Below are 3,922 nucleotides of genomic sequence, written 5' to 3' on the forward strand. Positions count from 1 at the left end.
GTGACATCCTCGATGCTGCTGTAGAACGCGTTGGGCGTAGCCAGTGCATTGCTGGTGCTGAATACTGGCATATGATTTGTCTTGATCATGCACTCTTCCTTGCCAAAACGACTCCAGCATTTTTGCTGTGCCACCGGCTGGAAGCGAACATCTCCACGAGCGGTTAGCTGAATCGTGGCATCCACCTTGGCGGAGTCCTTGTTGGAAAGCCCGGCAAAACTTTTATGGCCATCCGACTCCAGCTTGGCAAAGTCGATCAGGATATTGATGTTCACACCAGTGAGTCCAAGATCCTTGATCAGGCGACCTTCATGTTGCTGGGCGGAACTGCCCGCTGCAGCCTTGAACGCTTGCCCAAAACCGCTTGCCGTGCCGATGTAACGAGGATCAGAAATGGTTTCTCCCTCGCGGCCCATGACCAGATAACGGGTGCCGCCTGCCCCCTTGTATTCGAAGGGGCTTTCCCGGCCTTCAGCATGCATTGCCTGGTAGTGAGAATTCGCCTTCAGGATTTGGTGGGGAACTACCTGAAATCCGGCATCACCCAGTTGCTGCTCTGCGTTATCACAGGCTTGATTGGCAAGACGCTGCATTTCTGTCTCATCGACGCCTTTGGCAGCGTAGGTCACCGTCACCTTCACATCCGAGCGACGGGTTGTACCAGTAGCACGCATGGCATCCGAACGGAAACCTCCACTGGTAGAAGCAGACGCCGCACTATTGACACCAAACATCACGTTGCATGATAACACCCCGATTTTTTCGACGCCCTTCATGTACTTTTCATTCTCCGCCGCGATAAAGGTGCCTGCCTGGCTCGCGGCAGAGCCATTGGCATCATACGCCGGCGCCTCGCTACCGGTTGTGGCACAACCCGATACCAGCGCGGCTAGCGCCATTGCCGGAACCACCTTGCTCCCTGATGTCTTTTTCATTGTTTTTCCCTATGGATTTTGATCTTTTCTGTTGCCCAAACAAAGATGCAAAACACGAGCATGGGCAATCCAGCCAGCTGGCGTGCATCCGTTCCTGACAACGGCATTAAGCGTTCTCGCTTGGAATAGCTGGCCAAAAAAGAGCCTGGCGTTTCGGGAGGGGTGACTATGGCGGGCAACTTCCGCAGAGAGCAGAACTGGCATCCTTGCCGGCCAGGTGCACGACCAACACATCCCTTGCCATGACCAACTTCCCAATTATGAGAAATCAGTCACATCCTACGGTGCCGTGGGAGGGGCGTGACCCCCCTGAACAGGGGGGCACAGAAGAACAACCGTTTTTAATCGCGGCAGGGCCAATGCCCCGCCTCACGCTTACCGCGGCGCGATAATCATGCAAGTACAGGTGGCGTGGGCGTAGAGTTTGCCTTCGTCATCGACGATGCGCCCTTCCGAGATCACCAGGCTGCGCCCCCGGTTAATCACTTTCCCTTCCGCCCGGTAGGCCTTGTCGAAGGTCAGCGGCCGGCACATCTTGATGTTCAGGTCCGTGGTGCCGTAGCTCTCGCCGGCAGCCAGCACCGTATGGGTGGCACAGCCAGTGACGGAATCGAGCACGGTGGCAGCGAACCCGCCGTGCACTCCGCCCAGCGGGTTGGTGTGACGTTTGTCCGGGGTCGCGATAAAGACCACACGGCCTTCTTCCACGGTATCCGGGTCCATGGGGATGGTTTCAGCAATGGGAGCACGGGGAATCTTGCCGGCGGCAAAGGCCTGCATGATTTCCAGGCCGGTCATGGTGACAGGGTTCATGGTCATTCTCAGGGTAATGGCGTTGCCGGCATTATAGGTTCCTATTTGGAACTTACAACTTTAACGCAATGCCCCTTATGGCCGAGCCCCCCTGAGCGCCCCGGGAAACACGCTCAACAATCCAAATTTACCGCGATTCAGAGCAACGCCGTGCGCACGCGGTTGCGGCCAGCCTCCTTGGCCGCATACAAAGCCTGATCCGCCACACTCAATAGCGCCTCCGGGTCTGCGCCGGCGGTGGCGTTTCCGCAGGGCATGAATGTGGCCACGCCAACACTCAGGCTCACCTCCTTGTTCAGGGTGGTAATGCCCGCCACCGCACGGCGGCAGCGCTCCGCCACACCCTCTGCCGCCTGCACATTAGCGGTGGGTAACAAGGCGACGAACTCTTCACCCCCATAACGCGCCAGCACATCGGTATCTCGGATCATCGGACGCAGCGCCGCCGCCACGGCCTGTAGCGCTACATCTCCTTCCATGTGGCCGTAGGTATCGTTGTAGTGCTTGAAGTAATCCACATCCATGAACACCACGGAAATCGGCTCACGGCTGCGTTCACAACGGCGGAATTCCTGGCGCAGGCTTTCCAGCAGCACCAGCCGGTTATGCAGCCCGGTAAGCGGGTCGGTGCGTGCCATGTCCGCCAGTTCCTGGTTGAGCTGCTGCAGTTCGTCCTGCTTCTGTCGCAACGCCCGTTCGGCGGTGACCTGGGCGGACACATCCTCAATCTGGGAGAGAAAATACCGGGGCGTGCCATCCGCGTTACGCACAATGGACACTGCCAGCAAGACCCAGACAATATGCCCATCCTGGTGAAAATACCGTTTCTTCATCCAGTAACTGTTGCGCTTTCCTGCCAACAGCGCCTGCACCTGGTGCAGGTCCTTTTCCAGGTCATCCGGGTGGGTAATGGTCTGAAAGTCACTGTCCAGCAAGGTCTGTTCGTCATAGCCCAGAATGTTGCACAGTGCCGGGTTCACCCGCATCCAGCCCCCTTGCGGGGAGACGATGGCCATGCCAATGGCCGCGTGCCGGAACGCGCCCTCAAACAGGGCCATGTTCTCTTCCATCTTGCTGACGGCCAATTGCCGCTGCTGGTTCAGGTGGTCCTGCTCCAGCGCCTGACCAAGGGATTTGCCCATCAACTCCAGAAACTCCATTTCTTCGATGCTGAAGGGCTCGTTCCGGGGTGCCGGATCGCTGAAATTGAGGGTGCCAAAAATCTCGCCCTGCACATAAAGCGGCACGGCCATGTAGGATTCCAGCTGCATGCCCACATACACCGGATGCGAGCGCATCTCTGCCAGCTCGCCCACATGGTGCAACGCCACCGCCCCCTGTTTGCTGACCACGGTGGAACAGTAGGTATCACCCAGCGGGAAATGATCCCCGGTACTGATACCCCCGTCGCCGGGCTGCACCGCGAGCACTTCGTAGTCACCGTCTTCAATGCGGCTGACAATGCCAATGGAGAGGCCCAGCAGACGGCACCCCACGTCCAGGTACGCGGCATACAGTTGCGCAAAATCACCGCCAGGCAGCAGTGACAGCTGGTGTAACTCTCTCAGGCCGATCAGACTGAAATCTGCACGGTCTTCCATCTCTCTTCCCCGCGATAGATCCACAACGCATCAATGCGCCGCTGTTATTGCTACGTTGTAACCAAAGGCGCAGCGCAAGTAAAAACGCTTGCACTGATTTGCACTATGGCAGCCTGACGCTTTTCATGCCGCTGAAACAGAAAAAGGCGCCGTGTGGCGCCTTTTTCCTGTCTGCCGCTGCGTTAATGCAGCCTGAAGAGGATCTGTAATAGCTGAATGCCCAGCAGCACAATCAGCGGGCTCAGATCGAACCCGCCCATGGGCGGCAGCATCTTGCGAACCGGCGCCATGATCGGCTCGGTGACCTGCACAATCACCCGGACCACCGGGTTATACGGATCCGGCGCTACCCAGCTGAGAATCACCCGAATCAGCACCGCCCAGAACACATAGTTGAGGATCAGGCTGGCCAGCTCCTGCAGGCTGTAGATCACCAGTTGCCCGCCAATACCCGACGGAAAGCCGCCCACCTGGATGCCGAGGATCAGCACCGCCTTGAGCATGATCAGCACCACCACCAGCACCAGGGACGCCACATCCAGCCCACCGTAACCAGGAATGATCCGGCGTAGA

Annotated in this window: 4 protein-coding genes; all 4 read right to left on the reverse strand. The window is 58.1% G+C overall.

Features of this window, described 5'->3' with window-relative positions; all coding sequences use genetic code 11:
• Positions 1-935 (reverse strand): hypothetical protein (locus tag A3754_RS22045; RefSeq protein WP_063521351.1); only part of this gene is annotated, 935 nt, incomplete at its 3' end.
• Positions 936-1,310: 375 nt separating this feature from the next.
• Positions 1,311-1,748, reverse strand: coding sequence for a PaaI family thioesterase (locus tag A3754_RS22050; RefSeq protein ID WP_063521354.1), 438 nt, complete (start codon positions 1,746-1,748; stop codon positions 1,311-1,313).
• 137 nt (positions 1,749-1,885) lie between these two features.
• On the reverse strand, positions 1,886-3,349 hold the full coding sequence (locus A3754_RS22055; protein ID WP_063521352.1) for a sensor domain-containing diguanylate cyclase: 1,464 nt from the start codon (positions 3,347-3,349) through the stop codon (positions 1,886-1,888).
• Positions 3,350-3,531: 182 nt separating this feature from the next.
• The coding region (locus A3754_RS22060; RefSeq protein WP_063521353.1) for a YggT family protein at positions 3,532-3,922 on the reverse strand (391 nt) is incomplete at its 5' end.

This window comes from Alcanivorax sp. HI0083, assembly GCF_001635175.1.

What these genes read in the sequence shown, in the direction of transcription:
- A3754_RS22055 (WP_063521352.1), bottom strand. Translation starts at nt 3,349, where the DNA reads ATGGAAGACCGTGCAGATTTCAGTCTGATCGGCCTGAGAGAGTTACAC.
- A3754_RS22050 (WP_063521354.1), bottom strand. Translation starts at nt 1,748, where the DNA reads ATGAACCCTGTCACCATGACCGGCCTGGAAATCATGCAGGCCTTTGCC.